This is a genomic window from Exiguobacterium mexicanum, assembly GCF_005960665.1.
GTDB classification, from domain to species: domain Bacteria; phylum Bacillota; class Bacilli; order Exiguobacteriales; family Exiguobacteriaceae; genus Exiguobacterium; species Exiguobacterium mexicanum_A.
Genome location: NZ_CP040676.1, coordinates 920,284 through 939,433, shown reverse-complemented (window position 1 = coordinate 939,433; position 19,150 = coordinate 920,284). Strand labels below are relative to the sequence as shown.

The 19,150-nt window shown below is 51.1% G+C and carries 16 protein-coding genes; 1 reads left to right on the top strand and 15 read right to left on the bottom strand.

The features are described from left to right. Positions 1 to 159: 159 nt before the first annotated feature. On the bottom strand, positions 160 to 1,191 hold the full coding sequence (locus FED52_RS05220; RefSeq protein WP_138859202.1) for a glyceraldehyde-3-phosphate dehydrogenase: 1,032 nt from the start codon (positions 1,189 to 1,191) through the stop codon (positions 160 to 162). A gap of 156 nt (positions 1,192 to 1,347) precedes the next feature. Between FED52_RS05220 and FED52_RS05215 the strand changes: the two genes are divergently transcribed. After that, a complete protein-coding gene (locus FED52_RS05215) occupies positions 1,348 to 1,830 on the top strand; it encodes a site-2 protease family protein (protein ID WP_138859201.1) in 483 nt (160 codons plus the stop codon). Positions 1,831 to 1,890: 60 nt separating this feature from the next. Here the strand turns inward: FED52_RS05215 and FED52_RS05210 are convergent. The 14 genes from FED52_RS05210 to accD form a co-directional block, all read right to left on the bottom strand. After that, positions 1,891 to 3,218 (bottom strand): IS3 family transposase gene (locus FED52_RS05210; protein WP_138858667.1). Its coding sequence is split into 2 segments (ribosomal slippage): positions 1,891 to 2,819 and positions 2,819 to 3,218, totalling 1,329 coding nucleotides; the frame shifts between segments, so codons are not numbered across the junction. 94 nt (positions 3,219 to 3,312) lie between these two features. Continuing rightward, positions 3,313 to 3,918 carry a dephospho-CoA kinase gene (coaE, locus tag FED52_RS05205; RefSeq protein ID WP_138859200.1) on the bottom strand — a complete coding sequence of 202 codons (606 nt, stop codon included), beginning with the start codon at positions 3,916 to 3,918 and terminating at the stop codon, positions 3,313 to 3,315. Between the two features lie 12 nt (positions 3,919 to 3,930). Next, positions 3,931 to 4,755 (bottom strand): DNA-formamidopyrimidine glycosylase, encoded by an 825-nt coding sequence (gene mutM, locus FED52_RS05200; protein WP_138859199.1) that lies wholly within the window; start codon positions 4,753 to 4,755, stop codon positions 3,931 to 3,933. A gap of 20 nt (positions 4,756 to 4,775) precedes the next feature. Then, a complete protein-coding gene (gene polA, locus FED52_RS05195; RefSeq protein ID WP_138859198.1) occupies positions 4,776 to 7,373 on the bottom strand; it encodes a DNA polymerase I in 2,598 nt (865 codons plus the stop codon). Between the two features lie 207 nt (positions 7,374 to 7,580). Beyond that, the gene (gene pnpS, locus FED52_RS05190; RefSeq protein WP_138859197.1) at positions 7,581 to 9,308 is read right to left on the bottom strand and encodes a two-component system histidine kinase PnpS; all 1,728 of its coding nucleotides are present in this window, start codon (positions 9,306 to 9,308) and stop codon (positions 7,581 to 7,583) included. Next, positions 9,305 to 10,009: a response regulator transcription factor gene (locus FED52_RS05185; RefSeq protein WP_034778217.1), complete on the bottom strand. Its 705-nt coding sequence runs from the start codon at positions 10,007 to 10,009 to the stop codon at positions 9,305 to 9,307. Before FED52_RS05185 ends, pnpS begins: the two co-directional genes overlap by 4 nt. Before the next feature lie 195 nt (positions 10,010 to 10,204). Continuing rightward, on the bottom strand, positions 10,205 to 11,140 hold the full coding sequence (gene mdh, locus FED52_RS05180; protein ID WP_138859196.1) for a malate dehydrogenase: 936 nt from the start codon (positions 11,138 to 11,140) through the stop codon (positions 10,205 to 10,207). Between the two features lie 30 nt (positions 11,141 to 11,170). Next, positions 11,171 to 12,439, bottom strand: coding sequence for an NADP-dependent isocitrate dehydrogenase (icd, locus tag FED52_RS05175; RefSeq protein ID WP_138860283.1), 1,269 nt, complete (start codon positions 12,437 to 12,439; stop codon positions 11,171 to 11,173). A 118-nt stretch (positions 12,440 to 12,557) separates the two neighbouring features. Then, entirely contained in the window at positions 12,558 to 13,670 is a 1,113-nt protein-coding gene (gene citZ / locus FED52_RS05170; RefSeq protein ID WP_034778221.1) for a citrate synthase, read from the bottom strand. A gap of 185 nt (positions 13,671 to 13,855) precedes the next feature. Then, a complete protein-coding gene (locus tag FED52_RS05165; protein WP_138859195.1) occupies positions 13,856 to 14,320 on the bottom strand; it encodes a DUF441 domain-containing protein in 465 nt (154 codons plus the stop codon). 66 nt (positions 14,321 to 14,386) lie between these two features. Beyond that, a complete protein-coding gene (gene pyk, locus FED52_RS05160; protein ID WP_138859194.1) occupies positions 14,387 to 16,129 on the bottom strand; it encodes a pyruvate kinase in 1,743 nt (580 codons plus the stop codon). A gap of 95 nt (positions 16,130 to 16,224) precedes the next feature. Continuing rightward, positions 16,225 to 17,193: a 6-phosphofructokinase gene (pfkA, locus tag FED52_RS05155; RefSeq protein ID WP_034778227.1), complete on the bottom strand. Its 969-nt coding sequence runs from the start codon at positions 17,191 to 17,193 to the stop codon at positions 16,225 to 16,227. Between the two features lie 160 nt (positions 17,194 to 17,353). Continuing rightward, on the bottom strand, positions 17,354 to 18,289 hold the full coding sequence (locus FED52_RS05150) for an acetyl-CoA carboxylase carboxyltransferase subunit alpha (protein WP_138859193.1): 936 nt from the start codon (positions 18,287 to 18,289) through the stop codon (positions 17,354 to 17,356). Next, on the bottom strand, positions 18,282 to 19,136 hold the full coding sequence (gene accD, locus FED52_RS05145; protein WP_138859192.1) for an acetyl-CoA carboxylase, carboxyltransferase subunit beta: 855 nt from the start codon (positions 19,134 to 19,136) through the stop codon (positions 18,282 to 18,284). The genes FED52_RS05150 and accD overlap by 8 nt, the downstream gene beginning before the upstream one ends. Positions 19,137 to 19,150 lie beyond the last annotated feature (14 nt).

Below are 19,150 nucleotides of genomic sequence, written 5' to 3'. Positions count from 1 at the left end.
ACAACCACGGGGGCAAGTTAGTCCTAAGAGGTCCTAACCCTTTAAGTTGCGTTTGTCAGACCAATTGAAGTTCACGAGTTAGAGTGTATCTTGTTTAGGACGTCGTTACAAGACATTTGTTTCAATTCTTTAAAAATATTTTTAGATAAATATATTTTTTCAGACGTGGGTTTCTTGTTGTCCGATTTGCAGGTAGCTCGCGACCATGTCCAACAAGTCGACGACGCGGCACGAATAGCCCCATTCGTTGTCGTACCAAGCGAGCACTTTGACATGGTTGCCCCCGAGCACCATCGTCGAATCGGCATCGATGATTGACGAACGCTCATCTCCATTGAAGTCGATCGAGACGAGCGGTTCGTTCGAGACGCCGAGAACGCCCGTCATTTCCCCGTGTGCAGCACGCTCGAACGCCTGATTCACTTCATCGACCGTCACATCTCGACGCAACTCGACGACGAGATCGACGAGCGAGACGTTCGGCGTCGGCACTCGTAGCGCCATCCCGTTCAATTTGCCCTGAAGTTCCGGCAAGACGAGCCCGATGGCTTTCGCAGCACCAGTCGAAGTCGGTATAATGGAACTGCCACAAGCACGGGCACGACGCAAATCTTTATGCGGATTGTCGATATTGTTTTGATCGTTCGTATAGGCATGCACCGTCGTCACGAGCCCCGTTTCAATCCCGAACGTCGAATCCAATACTTTGACGACCGGGCCGAGACAGTTCGTCGTACACGAGGCGTTCGAAATGACGTGATCGTGCTCCGGTAAATAATCCCGATCGTTCACCCCCATGACAATCGTCCGCAACTCGCCTTTTCCCGGTGCCGTCAAAATGACTTTTTTCGCACCGGCCGTCAAATGTTTTTTCGCCCCGACATCAGAATTGAATTTCCCCGTCGCTTCGATGACGATCTCGACACCGAGTTCAGCCCACGGCAACCGCTCCGGGTCTCGCTCGGATACGATCATGATGCGTTTACCATCGACTTCGAGTGCATCCCCATGCGCTCGGACCGTCAGTGTGAACGGTCCGTGGACCGTGTCGTGTTTGATCAAGTGCGCGAGCGTTTCCGCCGGATAACTCGCATTGATGGCGACCACGTCGTGACGCCCTTCGAGCATCAACTTCCGAAATACCATTCTGCCGATTCGACCAAATCCATTGATTGCAACTTTCGTCCCCATTCTGAATCCCCCTTTTTTCTGCGTTACGACACCATTATAACGGAAAAATGGAAGCGTTTTCACTATGAATCGTCACATTTTTTTCACTTTTTTTACAGTTTCAGATTTGAAAAAGAGGGAAATTTGGTGTAGAGCTTGGAAAGGAGCTAAGACTATATGTTTGATTGGACAGACCTAGATAAATTTGTCATCTCATTTTTCATCATCTTACCGATTGTGACGATTATCCATCAATTCGGTCATTTCTTCTTCGCGAAACTATTTGGGGGTTCGCTCGACATGGAGATTGGGACCGGGAAAAAATTGTTTAAAATCGGACGCCTTCAATTTAACCGCGTTTATTTTTATGACGCCTGGTGCCAATTCAGTGACTTGAAGTACAGCAATCGCCTGACGCGGAGTCTCGTCTACGCGGGCGGTTCAATTTTTAACTTATCGAGCATCTTGCTCGTGAACGCCTTCATCTTGATGCGAGAGATCGAGCCGACAATTTACACGTATCAGTTTGCATACTTCTCGTTCTATTATGTCTTCTTCTCACTCTATCCGATTTACTATTCGAACGGCCATCCGAGCGACGGACGCGCCATCTTCGACACGTGGAAAAAAGGGAAGCCTGACTCAGACCCACTCAACTGAACAAAAAAAAGAAGGCGTCGTCTAATCTGTACCCCTTGTAAAGGACATTAATAAAAAAACTTATGCTGATTCAAGGAGATGATTCCTGTACTGTACGGGAGTCATCTTTTTCATGTTCCATTGATAACGATGATGGTTGTAATAGTTAATGGTTTTTCGGATTTCACGCTGTAGTGAATCGAACGTGGTACAGGCCTTTAACTCGACGATATCCTTGAAATGTCCAAAGAATGATTCCTGGACAGCGTTATCCCAACAGTTGCCCCGTCGGGACATGGATTGACCTAGCTTCATACGCTTCACCTCTTTCTGATAGGTCGGGCTCGTGTAGTGCCCTCCTTGATCTGAATGGATGAATGCGTCCTTGTCCAAGCGAATCCTCCGGTTCTTCCGTAAACGCTTCAACGTATCCAATACAATGTCGAGATTGATGTTCTCAGAGAGTTGATGCGCCAGTACCTCATTGGTCGAACCGTCCACGATGGTCGAAAGATAGGCTCGCTTACCGTTCCCGTAAAATATGTAGGTGATATCGGTGAGAAGCACCTTGTAGGGAGTGCCCTGTTTGAATTCGCGTTTGAGGCGATTCGGCACCACCCGGTGCTCGGCCGTCGCCTTAATGAGCCGTTTGTATGGCTTCGCCTTGCGGATTGGACACACGATGTTGTATTTCCGCATGATACGTCGGATACACTTCAGGTTCATCGTCACACCGAAATGACCAGACAGCACCATCTTGATCTGCCTAGCACCCTTCTTGCGCTTCTTGAAGTGGAACGCCTTCAGAACGAGGTCACGAAGAGCCACGTCTTTCGATTCGCGCTCCTGTCTGGTCTGTCTCCTCCGTTCCGAGAAATAGGCGTGGTATCCCTGACGTGACACCCCGGCCACCTGGCAGAGATGGCTGACCATCCCCTTCATTTTGTGCTTGATGATGACACCTTGAATCAGCTCATACTTTTGCGATGCGTTAAGTCCAGCTTTCCTCTCCCTTCCGCCAGGCGGATCTCCTTTAATAGTTCGACCTCTGCTTTCAACAGTTTGTTTTCGGCCTCGAGCTTCGCGTACCGTTCTTCTGTCGACAGCTCTTTATCTCTCCAACGTCCTGAATTACTTGATCGTGTATCGCGCAGCCCCATTACCCCATCTTTTCGGTAAGCTCGTGTCCAACGATTTTTACAAGAACTCATACGCCGTTCACCGAGTACCTCCACATCGAATCCACATCCCCGGAAGATTTCCACAGGGAACTTTCCTTCCAACGTCTGTGCTATAAAAAGTTCCTTAAACTCATCGGTATACGTGATCCCTTTCGGGCTCACAGATTTAACGTAAGGATTTGCGGCTAGCGCATCTATTTCTTTTGACGTAAATATCTTCTTCGACACTCGAATTCACTCCCAATATGATTTAGTCCAGTGTACACAAAAACCCTGAGCAGTAGACTTTTTTTTAGTGTCTACTACTCAGGGTACAGTTTAGTCAGTCGCCTTCTTTTTTCATGTCTTCAAATTGTTCGACGAGGCGGATCACTTGGGCCGACAAGTCGCCTAACGCACCGTTGTTGTTGATTAAAAAATCAGCCTGTTGTTTCTTCTCCTCGATTGGCATTTGCGCATGAATCCGAGCGAGCGCTTCTTCTTTCGTCAACCCGTTGCGCTCCATGAGACGCATCAGCTGAATCTCTTCACGGCAATAGACGACGACCGTATAATCGACGAGGTCCCGCATCGTTCCCTCGAACAAGAGCGGGATATCGAATATGACGACCGTCTCCCCTGCAGCCTCGTATCCGTGCATCTCCTCGAGCATCTCTTCTCGGATGGCCGGATGCATGAGCTGATTCAGTAACTGACGTTTTGTGTCATCATGAAAGATTTCTCGTCCGAGCGCCTGCCGGTTCAACTCGTCGCCCGTGAAACATTGCGGGAACGCCTCGCGGACGCCCGCGAACGCTTTGCCGCCAGGCTCGATGACGATCCGTGCCATCTTGTCGGCGTCGATGATCGGGATGCCCTGCTTTCGAAACAGTCTGGATACGGTCGACTTCCCTGTCGCAATCCCACCTGTCAAACCAATTTTCAACATCATGTCCACCTCTTACTGTTGGCAGTGCGGACAGTAATGTGTGCCCCGTCCGCCTAATTTCATCTTTTCAATCGGTCGGCCGCATCGCTTACACGGCTCCCCGGTCTGTCCATATACGTACAGTGTCTCTTGATACGTCCCGCTCGCCCCATCCGGATTCGTATAGCTCCGAATCGTGCTTCCGCCTCGTTCAATCGCTTCCGTCAATACGGCCACAGCCTCTTGATGCACCCGACGGACCTCGTCAAGCGAGAGTGTCGCTGCCGGACGGGTCGGATGGACACCGGACCGATATAACGTCTCATCGACATAAATATTGCCGAGCCCGACGAAAATCGATTGATCGAGCAGCGCCGTCTTGATTGCACGAACGTTCATCCGCTTCAGACGGCTGTGAAGCGTCTCCGCTGTCACTTCAGGATCGAACGGTTCGAGGGCGAGCAGCGACAATGGCGGTGTCACAAACAACTCTTCATTCGTCTTCAACTCCATCGTCCCGAACTTCCTGACATCGTTATAATGAAGCGTAGTCCCGTCCGTGAAGGTGAAGACGACATGCGTATGCTTGACCGGACTGACCATTTCGTCATGCGGGAAGAATTTTCCTTCCATTCGCAGATGCGAAACGAGATAGCCGTTCGTCAATTTGAACAAAATGAACTTGCCGCGTCGCTCCACGTCTTGAATCGTCTCGTCGAGCAACTGTTGTTTCCAAATCTCCGGTTCGTGACCTCGAATGATTTTTGCGTCGAGCACCTCGACATTTGCAATTGTTTTTCCCGAGACGAATGGCCGCAATCGGCGACAGACCGTCTCCACTTCTGGTAATTCTGGCATATCAAGTTCCTTTCTCGTCTTTATTTCGTATCAAACCATGTCTCACCGAACGAACCGTCCGCGCGAAGCGGCACGTCCAAGGTGACCGTGTGTTCCATCGCTTGTTTGACGATCGTCTCGAGCGAGTCCATTTCTTCTTTAGGTCCTTCAAAGATAAGTTCGTCGTGGACTTGAAGCAATAACTTCGACTGAAGTCCTGACTCACGGAGTGCCACGTCGACATCAATCATCGCTTTTTTGATAATATCGGCGGCCGTCCCTTGAATCGGCGTGTTGATCGCTGTGCGTTCCGCAAAACCGCGCAAGTTGAAGTTTCGAGAATGGATGTCCGGGATATTGCGGCGACGCTTCAGCATCGTTTCAACATAGCCGTGTTCCCGTGCTCGTTCGATCGCGGCATCCATGAACCGTTTCACACCCGGGAACTGCTCGAAATACGTATCGATGAACGTCTGTGCTTCTTTTCGGCTAATGCCGAGGTTTTGCGACAGCCCATAGTCGCTAATGCCGTAAATGATGCCGAAGTTGACGGCTTTGGCTTGGCGACGCATGAGCGATGTCACTTCTTCTTTCGCGACTCGGAACACGTTGGCAGCCGTCGACGTATGGATATCCTCATCATGGAGGAACGCCTCGAGCATCTTCTCATCTTGCGACATGTGGGCCATGATCCGAAGCTCGATTTGCGAATAGTCGACCGCATACAGCATCCAGTCGGCCTCACTCGCGGTGAACGCCTTGCGAATGCGCCGCCCTTCTTCCAAGCGGATCGGGATGTTCTGTAAGTTCGGGTTGACCGAGGACAACCGTCCGGTCTGCGTCAACGTCTGCGTATAGCGGGTATGGATCTTCCCGTCGTCTTTGATGACTTTTTGCAAGCCTTCGACATATGTCGATTGCAACTTGCCGAGCTCACGGTAATGCATAATATGTTCGACGATCGGATGCAGCGGCGCGAGTTTCTCGAGCACGTCCGCTGCCGTCGAGTAACCGGTCTTCGTCTTTTTGACCGGTGGCAACGCCAACTTCTCGAATAGAATGACGCCGAGCTGTTTCGGCGAGTTGATATTGAACGTCTCACCGGCGAGACTATGAATCTCCGCCTCGAGTTGAAGCAACCGTTCCCGCAAATCGTCTTCCATCACTTTCAGCGTCGCCACGTCGACGTGAATCCCGGCCCACTCCATCTCTGCAAGCACCGAGGCGAGCGGACGTTCCAAATCTTCATAGAGCGACGTCTGTTCGTTTTGGTCGAGTTCTTTGCCGACGTTTACGAACAGCGTCAAGATCGCCATCGCCTTCTCGCCGAGATGTTGCTCGAGCACGTCCTGTTCCGGGACGTGCAGCTTCGCACCCTTGCCATAAACCGCCTCGTCTTCCGGTAACGTGTAATCGAAATGAGCGGCAATCGAATCGAGTGTCGTCCCGCCCGACAGGTTCAGCAAATATCCGGCGACGAGCAAATCGTCATAGCCTCGGAGCGTCACACCATGTCGCTTCAATTGGACGATCGTTTGTTTCGCATCGAGACAAATCGTGGCTCGGTTCTCGTCGGCCAACCAGTCTCGTACTGCCGGGACGTCTAAAAGCGACACATCGCCGACCGTCACGCCGGCTTTCGAGGCGATGGCCACACCGATGACCGGTTCTTCGAAATAGTCGTCACGGAGTTGCTCGAGGATGAGGACCGCTTCTGTCAAATCTTGCTTGTCGATCGCGATATGATTCACCTCACGCGCTTCGACCGCTTCCTCGCTCGACGCTTCAAGGTTCAGTTTGCTCAGAAGCGATTTGAACTGAAGGCTCATGAACAACGACTTCACTTTTCCAGCGTCATACGGATGGAACGTAAGGTCGTCCGTGCTTATATCGATTGGGACGTCCGTATAGATCGTCGCCAATTGTTTCGACATGAGTGCTTCCCGCTCGTTCGCCTCGACTTTCTCTTTTTGTTTCCCTTTTAATTCATGCGTATGTTCATATAGTCCTTCGACAGATCCGTAAGCCGTGAGCAGTTTAAGCGCCGTCTTCTCACCAACCCCCGGGATTCCGGGGATATTATCGGACTTATCCCCCATTAAGCCTTTCAAATCGATCATTTGGAGCGGGGTGAGACCGTCATAGCGCTCTTTGAACGCCTTCGCGTCCATCGTCTCCACATCGGTGATCCCACGCTTCGTCAAATAGACGGTGACGCGATCGTCAATCAGTTGCAGTAAATCTTTATCCCCAGTGACGACCGTCACTTGATCGAACGCCTCATTTTTTGAGAGCGTCCCGATAATATCGTCGGCCTCGTACTGGTCGAGTTCGAGCACTTTGATCCCGAACGCCTCACAAACCTCGCGGACAATCGGGAATTGCTCGCGGAGTTCCCCTGGGGTCTTCTGCCGTCCCCCCTTATAGTCAGCATACGTGTCGTGCCGGAACGTCTTCTTCGACGCATCAAATGCGACCGCGAAATGCGTGGGTTGCTCATCTTCCATCAGTTTTAACAACATCATGGTGAACCCGTACACGGCATTCGTATTTCGACCGCTCGCATCCGTCATCGGAGGCAGCGCGAAAAACGCACGATATGTGAGTGAGTTTCCATCAAGAAGTAGTAGTTTATTCATTGGTCAACCTCCATTCTATCTGATTCCATCATATCATACGGGCACATGCGTTCGAAAAAAAAGACCCTTTTCTAGTAGCTAGAAAAGGGTCAATCTTCCTGACCGAGTGGAGATGAGCACCGGCCGGGACACGAGATGATGAAGAGGTCTCATCTATAGAGTAGCATCGCTTTGTAAAGTCGGTATGAACCCGACATGAATTCCATGTTAAGCGATTGGGAATTTGATTGTGAACGTTGTCCCAGCACCTTCGACACTATCCACGTGAATCGTCGCGTGATGAAGGTCGATGATATGTTTGACGATGGCAAGACCGAGACCTGTCCCGCCGGAGTTCCGGCTCCGCGCTTTATCGACCCGGTAGAATCGTTCAAAGATTCGGCTCACTTCTTTCGGCGCGATGCCAATCCCGTTGTCTTTGACAATCAAATATGATCCGTCCGTTCTCTTTTCGACCGCGATTTCGACACGGCTGTCTTCCGGCGAGTAGTTGATGGCGTTGGCGACAAGGTTCAAGATGACTTGCTTGATTCGGTTCATGTCCGCCTGCAAGATGACTTCCCCGTCGTGGCGCGACTCCAAATGAATCGATTTCTGCTCCGCTTTCTGGCTCAACACGAGACACACTTCCTCAACGAGATGATTGAGCTGGACCGGGGTGAAGTCCAAATGGAAATCTTCACGTTCAAGCCGTGACAGCTCGAGTAAGTCCTCAACGAGCATTTGCATGCGCGTCGCTTCTTTTTGAATGATATCCAAAAATTGATCGCGCAACTCGGGCACTTCTTTTGCCCCGTCAAGGAGTGTCTCACTGAAACCTCGGATCGATGTGAGCGGCGTCTTCAACTCATGGCTGACGTTCGCGACGAAATCTTTCCGCATCTTCTCGAGTCGTTTCAATTCAGAAATATCGTTAAATAGGAGCGTCGTCCCGCGCAACATGCCTGTATCACTGAAGATTGGTGCGGCCGACACCATATACGTCTTTTGGTTGAATCCAGTTCGAATCGACAATTGACGGCGGTGGGGCTCTTCGGTCAAATAGACGTCCTCGATCAACGTCTCGACGTCCGGACTCGGTAAAATGCCGTGATAAAATTGACCAATCATCAAGTCGTCGTATTGGAACATGTCACGATATGAGCGGTTGACGAGCGTCACGATGCCACGTTCGTCGACCAAAAGCAACCCTGCCCCCATGTATTCGATGAGTGACTCGAGCCTTGCCCGTTGCACGGATTCACCAAGTGAGATCGTCTCCAAGTTACGGGCGAGAACGTTGATCGACCCGGCCAGACTGCCCGTTTCTTCATCATTGCGCAATTCGTACACACGGGCCCGATAGTTTCCGTCGGCAAGTTCACGTAACACGATTGTCGCCTCATCGATTGGTCGGATAAACTGATTCGTCAAATTATGCAACACGAACAAAATCAAGAAGAATGAGAAAATCAAGGCCAAGGCAATCGTCAGCCAAATCCGGTTATACACCCCTTCTAGATCGGAGACGTAGCGGATGAAACTGAGATACACCGTATCACCCGAGGAGAGTTCGATCGGTTTTGTGAACTGAATCAAATCCTCACGCGTCTCGTTCCCAAACGTCCCGTCGTCTGGGATTGAAGCAGCGTCCATCCGAAAATCGAACGAACCGACCCGAAACGGAGTCCCGGCAATCACTTCCATCCGGCGATTGAGGAGCAGAATGTCGAAACTGCTCTCGTCATCGATTTGCCGGACATAGTCTTGAATCGCCTCGAGGTCGCCTCCTTCTAAATATAAGGCGGCGAGCTCCGTGTCCTCTTTCAAACGATCGCGTTCGGAGTCCAAATAGAAGTCTTTGAACAATTGACCAAGCACGATCCCGAGGGTCAACAAGACGCCCGTCACGAGCAGGATGAGCGTCGTCAAAAAACGCGAGCGGTACGTCTTCATTCGGGCATCGGCTCTTCCATCTTATAGCCGAGACCGCGAATCGTTTTGATATATGTCGGTTTTTTCGTCACCGGTTCAATCTTTTCCCGAAGGTGGCTAATATGGACATCGACGATGCGCGTATCGCCGACGAAATCGTAATTCCAAATAGCCGATAAGAGTTGATCACGCGTCAAGACACGGCCTTTGTTTTTAGCAAGATAGGCCAACAGTTCGAACTCTTTTGGGGTCAACTCAAGCCGCTCCCCGTTTTTGAACACTTCATAGTTCGAAGCGATAATTTTCACGTCACCGATTTCAATGACGTCCGCGTCCACCGCCGGCACCTCTTGTGGAGCCGAACGCCGTAAGATCGCTTTGACCCGGGCCACAACTTCACGCGGACTGAACGGTTTCGTCAAATAATCATCTGCCCCTAGTTCGAGTCCGAGCACTTTATCGAACTCATCGTCTTTTGCCGTCAACATCAGGATCGGCGTGTTCACTTTCTGTTGGCGGAGTCGCTTACAAACTTCGAGACCATCCATCTCGGGCAACATCAAATCGAGGACGATCAATACCGCATCCTGCTTCTCGGCGAGTTCGAGACCGGTCTTCCCATCATGGGCCGTCTCAACCTCAAAACCGGCTTGCTCCAAATTGAATTTCAATAACGTCGCAATCGACACCTCGTCATCGACAACAATCACTTTTTCGGCCACGCTTAGTTCCTCCTCTAATCTATCTGTTCTGTCACGTACACTACCTATTTTACAAATCAATGCCACGTCCGACCAACATCAAAGCAAATCTTTACAAAAACAAAACAAATCCACGTTCTTCTTTCAGTGTAGCACGCGACCCTCAAAAACCAAGCGTACAAAAAACCTCGCCTGCTCAGCAGACGAGGTGACGAATCAGTTAAGGACGTTCAAGACGGAGCGGACCGATTCAGCCGAGCGCTCAAGCGCGGCCGTCTCCTCTTCCGTCAATTCAAGTTCGAGCACACGTTCAATCCCGTTCGCGCCAAGTATCGTCGGGACACCGAGATACAAGTCGTGGAAGCCGTACTCACCGTCGAGATACGCGATGGCCGGTAAAATACGTCGTTGATCTTTCAAAATCGCTTCGACCATCTCGACGATGGCCGCTGCCGGCGCATAGTAGGCCGATCCGTTCCCGAGTAGCTGGACGATTTCGCCGCCACCTTTACGGGTCCGATTGACGATCGCATCGATTCGGTCGCTCGGCAATAGCTTCTCGAGTGGGATGCCTCCCGCGTACGAGTAACGAATGAGCGGGACCATGTCATCCCCGTGCCCGCCGAGCACGAATCCAGAGACGTCCTTCACGGAGATATTCAACTCCGCAGCGACGAACGTCCGGAACCGGGCCGTATCAAGCACACCGGATTGACCGATCACGCGCTCTTTCGGGAAGCCTGACTCTTTGAAGGCGGCATACGTCATCGCATCGACCGGGTTCGTCAAGACGATGATAATCGCATTCGGTGAGTAGCGGGCCACTTCTTTCGTGACCGCCCGCATCACTTTGGCGTTCGTCGAGACGAGGTCGTCCCGGCTCATGCCAGGCTTGCGCGCGATTCCCGCTGTGATGACGACGATATCCGAATCCGCCGTGTCGGCGTAATCCGACGTCCCCGTGATCCACGAGTCAAACCCTTGAATCGGCGCCGTCTCTTGCATATCGAGCGCTTTTCCTTTCGTCGGGTTCTCGTTCTCTTTGATATCGAGCAGCACGACGTTACCGAGTTCTTTTTGAGCCAAATACAGTGCCGTCGTGGCCCCCGTGAATCCGCTACCGATCACCGAGATTTTATTGCGACGAATCATTGTGCTCTCCCCCTTGGTTTAGCTGATGTCTTACATGTTTTTAATTAATTCATCCGCAAACTCTGAACACTTCACTTCTGTCGCGCCGTCCATAAGGCGGGCGAAATCGTATGTGACGACTTTCGAGGCAATCGTCTTCTCCATCGAGTTGATGATGAGGTCAGCCGCTTCGTTCCAGTTCATATGACGAAGCATCATTTCACCAGACAAGATGACTGATGACGGGTTGACCTTGTCGAGGCCGGCATATTTTGGTGCCGTACCGTGTGTCGCTTCAAAGATCGCATGGCCCGTCACGTAGTTGATGTTCGCTCCTGGCGCGATCCCGATTCCGCCGACTTGGGCAGCGAGTGCATCCGAGATGTAGTCCCCGTTCAAGTTCATCGTTGCCACGACATCGAATTCACGTGGACGTGTCAAAATCTGTTGCAAGAAGATATCGGCGATCGAATCTTTTACGATGATTTTGCCTTCCGCTTCTGCTTTCGATTGAGCTTCGTTTGCAGCCGCTTCGCCTGACTCTTCTTTGATGCGGTCGTACTGTGCCCATGTGAAGACTTTGTCGCCGTATTCTTCTTCTGCGAGCTCATAACCCCAGTTTTTGAAGGCGCCTTCTGTGAACTTCATGATGTTCCCTTTATGGACGAGCGTGAGCGATTTACGGTTGTTCGCGATCGCGTACTCGAGAGCCGCGCGAACAAGGCGTTTTGTTCCTTCAGACGAGATCGGTTTGATGCCGATTCCAGACGTTTCTGGGAAACGGATTTTGTTGACGTTCATCTCTTCTTTTAAGAATGAGATCAATTTTTTCACTTCGTCGCTGCCTGACGCGTACTCAATCCCAGCGTAGATATCTTCTGTGTTCTCACGGAAAATGACCATGTCTGTATCTTCTGGGCGCTTGACCGGTGATGGGACGCCTGTGAAGTAACGGACCGGACGCAAGCACGTGTACAAGTCAAGTTCTTGACGGAGTGCTACGTTGAGTGAACGAATTCCGCCGCCGACCGGTGTCGTCAATGGACCTTTGATGGCAAACAAATATTCACGGATTTGATCAAGTGTCTCGTTTGGAAGCCATTCGCCTTTTTGGTTGAAGGCCTTCTCCCCAGCGTACACTTCCATCCATTCGATTTTCTTCTCGCCGCCGTATGCTTTTTCGACAGCCGCATCAAAGACGCGCACCGATGCGTTCCAGATGTCTGGTCCTGTGCCGTCACCGATGATAAATGGAATCGTCGGTACGTTCGGTACGTTTAATACACCGTTTTCAACTGTGATTTTTTCGTTTTGTGTCAACATAATGAATCCCCCTAAGTACATTTATGTAGGCCGACGCGAACGCCGACCTACGTCAATTGTTAGTTTACCAAAGTTTATGTCTAAATTGTGACTCGATCTTCTCGTGTCGCGTCAATTAACGCTCATTCACCGGGACGTATGACCGGTTCGTCTCGCCAACGTACTCGGCGCGCGGACGAATTAAGCGGTTGTCCGCATACTGTTCGAGAATGTGGGCGATCCAGCCCGACATGCGTGAGACGGCGAAAATCGGTGTGAACAACTCTTCATCGAGACCGAGCGCATAATAAGTCGATGCTGAATAGAAATCAACGTTCGGCTTCAATCCTTTCTCTGTCTCGACGAGGTGATCGATCTTCTCAGACATCTCGTACCATTCCGGCTCGCCGATTTGGGCCGTCAGTTGGCGGCTCATCTCTTTCAAATGTTTCGCACGCGGGTCGCCGTCCTTATAGACACGGTGACCGAAGCCCATGATTTTCTCACGACGCTCGAACTTGCCGCGAACGTAGTCTTCGACTTTGTCGACCGAACCAATCTCGTGGAGCATTTTCATGACCGCCTCATTCGCACCGCCGTGAAGCGGGCCTTTGAGCGCTCCCATCGCTGCCGTCACGCCTGAGTAAATATCAGACAACGTGGCAACGCAGACGCGGGCCGTGAACGTCGAAGCGTTCAATTCATGGTCGGCGTGAAGGATGAGTGCCTTATCAATCGTTTTCTCGGCTACCTCACTTGGTTCTTCTCCGTTCAACATGTATAGGAAATTGGCCGCATACGACAAGCCAGGTTTCGGCGCAACCGGTTGTTCGCCTTTACGAAGACGAGCGAACGCCGTTACAATCGTCGCAATTTGAGCTTGGAGACGAATCGCTTTGCGCATGTTCGCTTCTGTACTCATATCTTCAGCCTCTTCATCATAAAGCGCGAGCTGTGAAAGGGCCGTCCGAATCGTCGCCATCGCATTGGCCGATTTCGGCGCCCGTTCGAGCGTCGCGATGACTTCTTCTGGTAATTTGGCTTCTTTCACGAGCGCTTCAGAGAGCTCAGTTAATTCATCTGCTTTTGGAAGACGGTCGTTCCATAATAGGAAAACAACCTCTTCAAAAGTGGCGTGGTCCGCCAAATCGTCGATTGTGTATCCTCCGTAAGTCAATTGTCCGTCGATGATCGAACTGACTTTTGAGGCCGCTGCCACAATTCCTTCTAATCCTTTTGTCGTTGACATCAATAACTCCCCCTCAGTCTTTAAAAGTGATCGACCGCATCATACAGTCTGTTGTGTAGGGAATAAGGGCGGGAAGTCGAACACTTTCCCCAATCCGTTTCGAGCTCGCTCCACCCTGTCCTTTATCTAGTATAAACAATTTACTGAAAAAAAGAAATGTAAGCGTATCCAACCGTCAAAAAATGTCAGAACCATTTTTCTAACAGGCTAAATCCACCTAAAATCAAAGCGGCGATCCCGGCTCCAATCAGCGGTCCAACCGGCACGCCTTTCATGAAACCGACGGCTAGGATGGTACCGGCGAGGAGTGCCGTCGTCACGACTGGTTCGATTCGCATCAGTTGAACGCCCTGGGCCGCGGCGAGCGCGACGAAGATTCCTGAGCCGAAAGCGATGATGCCGACCGGCCCTTTAATACTATTCCACAATTCCCTAAACCCGATGTCACCGGTCGCAATCGGGACGAGCACGGCAATCGTGATAATCGTCACGCCCCAATGGATGCCTTTTGAGGCGAGCGTCGGAAACAATTGATCACCGAACCCAACGGCTTTAATAATCAATAGGACGCTGCTGGCGATGATGACCGACTGGTTATGGGAGATAACCCCGATCAACACGAGCAGCAATAAGAATAAATACGCACTCATCATAGACTCTCTTTCTGAATGGAAAAAGAACCGACTCATGAGAGAGTCGGTTCGATTGGCATTCGATTACGCGTTGTAGATTTTACCAGTAAGTGGGTCGATTGAAATCATCTGTCCGTCACGGAACGTTGATGTCGCTGATTCGACACCGACGATGACCGGTTTACGGAGTGATGGCCCGACGATACCAGCATGGCTCGTCAATCCGCCGTCTTCAGTGATGATTCCAGCCGCTTTTTCAATCGCTGGCATCATTTCTTTATCTGTGAATGGTGCGACGAGGATCATGCCGTCTTTCGCTTTCGCATTCGCTTCGTCTGCATTGTTCGCAATGACGACTTCACCGACGAGACCGCGCTCACCGATCCCGCGTCCGTTTGCGAGGGCGTGACCGACGATATGAACTTTCATCATGTTTGTCGTACCCGCAGTCGCAGCCGGGATACCTGCCGAGATGACGACGAGGTCACCATCTGTGACGAATCCAGCGTGACGAGCCGCTTCTGAAGCTTGTACCAACATCTCATCCGTGTTGTTCGGCATCGTGTCAGCGACGATCGGGTACACGCCCCAAACGAGGTTCAATTGACGTGCCACACGCTCTGACTCTGTGACCGCGATGATGTTCGCCTCTGGACGATACTTCGCTGTACGAGCAGCCGTGTAACCTGATTGTGTCGGTGTCAAGATCGCTTTTGCGTTCAAGTTGATTGCCGTGTGGGCAACCGCTTGTGAGATTGCATCCGTGACCGTGTGCTCACTGCGCTTCTGACGATCTTTGAGCAAGTTTTTGTAGTCGAGCATTTGCTCAGTACGAACAGCGATTGCTGCTTGCATTTGAACTGACTCGATTGGGTAGTCCCCTGCTGCCGTCTCACCTGAAAGCATGACCGCATCCGTACCATCGAGGATGGCGTTGGCAACGTCAGATGCTTCCGCACGTGTTGGACGCGGGTTGCGTTGCATTGAATCAAGCATTTGTGTAGCCGTGATGACCGGTTTCCCGAGGTCGTTACACTTCTTGATCAATTCTTTTTGAACTGGTGTGACTTCTTCCGTTGGGATCTCGATTCCGAGGTCACCACGAGCGACCATCAAACCGTCAGAAATCGCCAAGATTTCGTCGATATTGTCGACACCTTCTTGGTTCTCGATTTTCGGATAGATTTTGATGTGTGACGCGTTGTTGCGTTCAAGAAGTTGACGAATCTCAACGACGTCAGACGCACGGCGGACGAACGATGCCGCGATGACATCGATGTCTTGTGAAATCCCGAACTCGATGTCGGCGATGTCTTTGTCTGTAAGGGCAGGAAGGTTTACCTTGACGTTAGGCAAGTTGACACCTTTCTTCGTCTTGATAACGCCTTCGTTTTCGATGACGCAGCGAAGATCACGGTTCGGGAGCTTCTCAACGACAAGGAGACCGATGAGTCCGTCATCGAGCATGATGCGTGACCCGACTTCAACGTCTTCGTAGAGACCTTCGTACGTGACCGAGAAACGATCTTTCGTTCCGACGATTTCTTCTGTCGAGACGATGATGACTTCTTTGCCTTTTTCGAGGAGTGCTTTTCCGTCTTCAAACGTATGTGTACGGATTTCAGGACCTTTCGTGTCAAGAAGAACCGTCACGACTTTGCCGGCAGCTTTTGCTGCTTCGCGGATGTCGCGGATACGTGCGCCGTGCTCTTCATAGTCACCGTGTGAGAAGTTGAGACGGGCGACGTTCATACCGGCTTCAATCATTTCCGGAAGACGTTTCTCTGAAGCTGGTCCAATCGTACATACAATTTTCGTTCTACGCATAAATAAAAACCTCCTAGGGGATGTATTACATTTACACACAGAAAACGGGGGGTCAACCGACCTGATCCCGTCTCTGTGGAGTTCACTGGCACTCGTTAAATCGAAAGTTGGTTCGAAAGATCGATCAACTGCATATCGAGCGTGTGCTTGTTGTGATCGAGCGCTTCGTCGATATCGAGATCCATCATCTTACCGGCACGAATGCCGACGACACGTCCTGCCTTGCCTTCGAGTAAAATCTCGACAGCGTAAGCACCCATGCGGCTCGCAAGCACGCGGTCCGCAGCAGTTGGGGAACCGCCACGTTGAATGTGTCCAAGAATCGTCACGCGTGTCTCTGAGTTTGTCTTCTCAGCGATCATTTTTCCGATCTCTTCCGCACTGCCGGCGCCTTCAGCGACGACGACGATCGAGTGTTTCTTACCGCGAGCCACACCATGGTTGATGCGTTCCACGATCGCACTCAAGTCTTCTGGACGTTCTGGGACGAGGATTGACTCGGCACCACCGGCAAGACCGGCATAAAGTGCGATATCACCTGCGTCACGGCCCATCACTTCAATGACATACGTCCGTTCATGCGACGACGCCGTGTCACGGATTTTGTCAATCGCGTCAAGCGCCGTGTTGAGCGCTGTGTCGAATCCGATTGTCGCATCTGTACCCGGGATATCGTTGTCGATCGTTCCCGGCAGACCAATTGTTGGGAAACCGAGTTCTGTCAACTTTTGGGCGCCACGGTATGAACCGTCTCCACCAATTACTACGAGCGCATCGATGTCGAATTTCTTCAACTGCTCGACCGCTTTCGCACGACCCTCTTCCGTTCTAAACTCAGGGCAACGGGCCGAACGTAAGAATGTTCCTCCGCGTTGAATGATATCGCCGACCGAACCGAGGTTCAATTCGACGAGATCTCCTTCGATTAGACCTTGATAGCCGTTATACACACCGTACACTTCTAGACCTTCGAAAATTGCTTTTCGGGTCACGGCACGGACTGCAGCGTTCATTCCAGGGGCGTCTCCCCCACTTGTCAATACCGCAATACGTTTTAAATTCACGTCACTCACCTCTTATGTGTTTTAACGAAATCTGAAAATAAAATACCATGTCTGACCTTTGTTTTACAACACAAGTATGTGAAAAAAAAGCATGAGGTGTGCTCAAAATCAGTCATCTCGTGAGTGGATGAACGTGAACATGAAGCGGTTGTTAACGTTTTCACGAGCCAATTGTGCCAATTTGATGATATTTGGCGGCCCGCCCTTGCAACAACTCATTTTGAGTCCGGCCTCGCAACTCCGTCATGTGTTGTGCTAATACAGGCTTTAAGAGTGATGACTGTAATGACACATCGATGTGGGCGCCGCCGAATACCTCGGTGACGACTTCATCGACAATCCCTAAATTCAGCAAATCTTGTGCTGTGATCTTCATCGTTTCCGCTGCGCGTTCTGCGAGCTTCGCGTCTTTCCATAAGAGCGCGGCGGCGCCTTCCGGTGAAATGACCGAGTACGTGCTGTTCTCTAACATGAGCAGACGGTCACAGACACCAATCCCGAGCGCTCCGCCCGATCCGCCTTCTCCGATGACGATCGAGATAATCGGCACTTTCAACGTCGCCATCTCGAACAAGTTGCGTGCAATCGCCTCGCTTTGTCCACGCTCTTCGGCGGCTTTCCCAGGATAAGCGCCTTTCGTATCGATGAACGTGATGACAGGACGATTGAACTTTTCCGCTTGCTTCATAAAGCGAAGCGCTTTGCGATAGCCTTCTGGATGCGGCATCCCAAAGTTACGTTTCATGTTCTCTTTCGTGTTACGACCTCGTTGATGGCCGATAATCGTCACCGCTTTCCCGTCGAGTGTTGCCAATCCCGTTACGATGGCAGCATCATCATAGCCGTGACGGTCACCGTGCAACTCGATGAAATCTGGAAACAGTTGGGTGATATAATCGAGCGTCGTCGGCCGTTTCGGGTTACGCGCCAGTTGCACGCGATCCCACGGTTTCATATTCCCATAAATGTCTTTTTCTAATCGATGAAGCTTTGCTTCAAGATGACGGATTTCTCGAGATAAGTCGATGCCTTTCGTCTCTGCCGTCTCGCGCAGCTTCCCGAGCTGTTCGTTTACTTCTTTGATTGGATCAAACATGATGGACCTCCCCGCCGTGTAACTCGATCATCTTTTTCAAGAACGAACGCATCTGTTCACGGTGAACGACGGCGTCCAGTTGCCCCGCTTCTAACAAGAACTCGGCAGTTTGGAAGTTGTCTGGCAATTTCTCACGAATCGTCTGTTCGATGATGCGGCGCCCGGCGAAGCCGATCAACGCCCCAGGTTCGGCGACGTTCACATCCCCGAGCATCGCGAAACTGGCTGATACGCCACCTGTCGTCGGGTGCGTCAAGTAGGCGACGTACAAGAGACCGGCCTCGTCATGTTGTTTCAACGCAATCGACGTATTGGCCATCTGCATCAAGCTGACCATGCCTTCTTGCATGCGCGCTCCGCCTGAAGCGGTGAACAGGACGACCGGCAATCGTTCTTTCGTCGCGGTCCGAACGGCCGAGGCGATCGCTTCTCCGACATACCCCCCCATCGATCCCATACGGAAGCGGGCATCCATGACGCAGACGACGACTGGGAGCCCATCGATCGTGGCGCGGCCACAGACGATGGCTTCTTCAATCCCAGTTCGCTCCCTGTCTTTTTTCAATTTATCTTCATAATCTGGAAAATCAAGCGGGTTCTCTTTGACGAGCGGTCCCGCAAATTTTTCAAACGATTGACCGTCGACCAACATGTGAATCCGCTCATCTGCACTGAGCGGGAAATGGTAGCCGCAATCACACACTTTATGATTTTCGTTTAACTGTTTCGTGTAATGCATATATTTACAGGATGGACATTTTGTCATCAAGCCTTGTGGTGCGTCAATTTTTGGTTCTCGTTGACGCAAAGGCATATATCGTTTCGGTTTCTTGAAAAAAGCAGTCATCGCTTCCCCCTCGT